Source organism: Bacteroidia bacterium (assembly GCA_019695265.1).
GTDB lineage: Bacteria > Bacteroidota > Bacteroidia > JAIBAJ01 > JAIBAJ01 > JAIBAJ01.
Genome location: JAIBAJ010000206.1, coordinates 1 through 2788, shown reverse-complemented (window position 1 = coordinate 2788; position 2788 = coordinate 1). Strand labels below are relative to the sequence as shown.

Sequence of the window (2788 nt, the reverse complement as noted above, 5' to 3'; positions counted from 1 at the left end):
AATGCAAGTTCTGGAAGAGGTGGTGTAATCATGAGTGCTTTGAATACTCCCCCTTTTCTTAAAATATACAAATCAGATGGTAGCGGTTGGTTCGACCCAAATCCGTTCCAACCATCTTGGGAAAACCCAGTTGCTTATATGCAAGGTCCGGACCAATTAGTGACAGATACTAGATTATTTGGTAATTTTAGTGCAGAAGCCACAATTATTGAGGGTTTAGTAGCAAAATCGAATATCGCTTTGGATCTTAATAATCATGAATGGAATTACTATTTAGATCCATTTAAAACAACATATGGCAGAAGCCAAAATGGAATTGGTCAGGCAAATAGGACTAATAAAAATTTATGGCTTTGGGAAAACACCTTATTATATAAAGCATCTAGAGGTAATCATAATTATTCTTTTTTAGTGGGATCTAGTCTTCAATCAGAAAAGAAAAGTATTGCAGATTTATATGGAACAGATTTCCCAAATGATACTAAAGTAAGAACTTTGAATGCAGCCAATATAATAAGTGGTAATACTTATTTTTATCCTTGGAATATTGTTTCATTTTTTGGAAGACTTACTTATGACTATAAAAGTACTTATTTGCTTACAGCAAGCTTTAGAAGAGATGGATCATCCAAACTTGCAAATCCTTGGGGAACTATGCCAGCAGTTTCGGCTGGCTGGAGAATTTCTGAAGAAAAGTTCATGAAAAATATCAAATATTTAGATGATTTAAAATTAAGAGTCGGTTGGGGATTGAATGGAAATCAAGAAGGTATTGATCCGTTTGCTAAATTTGGTCTAATTACATATTATAGAAGAACTCCTACCAATCCATTATCTGGTCCAGCAGCAGTTCAAACATCTTATGGAAATCCTGACCTTAAGTGGGAAACTACTGCTCAAACCAACATTGGTTTTGACTTGACAATGTTCAAATCAAGATTACAATTGGCAGTAGATTATTATAACAAAAACACTTCAGATGTCCTATTAGATGTACAGTTGCCGAGTACTTTGCCAATCAATCATATTCAAACGAATGCTGGAACAATCAATAATAGAGGAATTGACATTAATTTATCAACAGCTAATCTTGTTGGAAATTTCAAATGGAATAGTGATTTTAATATTTCATTTAATAAAAATGAGGTAAAAACATTAAATTATACCCATATTTACTATTTTGGAGGTATTTATAGCAATAATCAAGATGTTGCAATAGTAAAAGAAGGTTATCCATTAGGATCATTTTTCGGATATGTTTCAGAAGGAGTAGATCCTGAAACTGGAAATATGAAATATAAAGATATAAATAATAATGGAATATTTGATCCAGGTGATAGAACAATCATAGGCAATGGTCAACCGTTATTTACATTTGGATTTACAAACAATTTCACCTATAAAAGATTCCGACTTGATTTGTTTTTCCAAGGAAGCTATGGTAATGATATTTATAATGCTACTAGAATTGATTTGGAAGGAATGTTTGATAGTAAAAATCAATCTACAGCTGTTTTGAGAAGATGGACAACAACTAATAGGAATACTGATATTCCTAAAGTAATAACTAATGGAAATTTATACAATGTATATAATTCTTCAAGATTTATCGAAGATGGTTCTTATATTCGGTTAAAGTCTGTTACCTTATCATACGATTTTAATATGGAGAAAATTAAGGCTATTAAAAAATTATCGGTTTATGCAACTGCACAGAATATCTTAACATTTACCAAATATTCAGGTTTTGATCCTGAAGTAAATGCCTTTGGAAATAGTGCAACAGCATTAGGAGTAGATTATGGAACTTATCCTCAATCTGTATCGGTTATTTTAGGAGCAAATGTTGAATTTTAGTCATACACCATAAAAATAATATTAAAATGAAAAAATTAAATTATATATTTCTACTATCAATAATATCATTGGCTTCCTGTTCAAAATATTTGGATACTGAGCCAGTTTCTAATGGAATTGCAGTTGAAACAAATTCTTCATCCGTAGCTTTCAAAAACGCTTCAGAACTTGAAGCTGCTTTGGCAGGAGCTTATGGAGACTTTAAAAATGAGTATTATCAGTTAGATTATTTCGTGAATGGTGATGCACAATCTGATGATGCCTATGCAGGAGGTGACAATCCTGCAAATTTCCAAATCGACAATTTGAAATTAGATGCCACAAACTCAAATGTCAGTAGAGATTGGAGGTATTTATATGCAACTATTGGAAAATGTAATAAAGTGATCAATAATGCAGATTCGGTAACCGATGCATCTTTGACATCAACTAGAAAAAATGAAATAAAAGGGGAAGCATCCTTTATTCGTGCATTTATGTATTTCCAATTAGTTCAACTTTGGGGTGATGTTCCTTTGATTTTATTGGATGTTCAAACCATAAGTGCAGAAAAATTGCCAGTAATTTATCCATTATTATTTCCAGCACGAAATTCAAAAGAAGAAGTTTATAAACGAATCAATGAAGATTTGAAGTTTGCATTAGCGAATGTTAAATCAACCAATATTCATAAAGGTTATGCTACAACTGGTGCAGTAAATGTGATGTTAGCAAAGGTTGCTGCTGCACAACCTTCACCAGATTGGACATCTGTTAAAAAATATTGTGATGATGTAATAGCTGGAGGTTATACGCTGTTACCAGATTATAACTCCTTGTGGGACAATGCTAATGAAAATTCTGCTGAGTCGATTTTTGAAATAAACTATTCTGGTGGAAACTCTGATGGCAATTGGGGAGTAACAATATTTAGAGGTTTAGATTGGAAAAA

At 32.2% G+C, this 2788-nt stretch carries 2 protein-coding genes; both read left to right on the top strand.

Annotated features, from left to right (window positions below):
• Window positions 1-1857, top strand: a 1857-nt coding sequence (locus K1X82_15355; GenBank protein MBX7183488.1) for a SusC/RagA family TonB-linked outer membrane protein, incomplete at its 5' end; no start/stop codon positions are given.
• Window positions 1858-1883: 26 nt separating this feature from the next.
• The coding region (locus K1X82_15350; GenBank protein MBX7183487.1) for a RagB/SusD family nutrient uptake outer membrane protein at window positions 1884-2788 on the top strand (905 nt) is incomplete at its 3' end.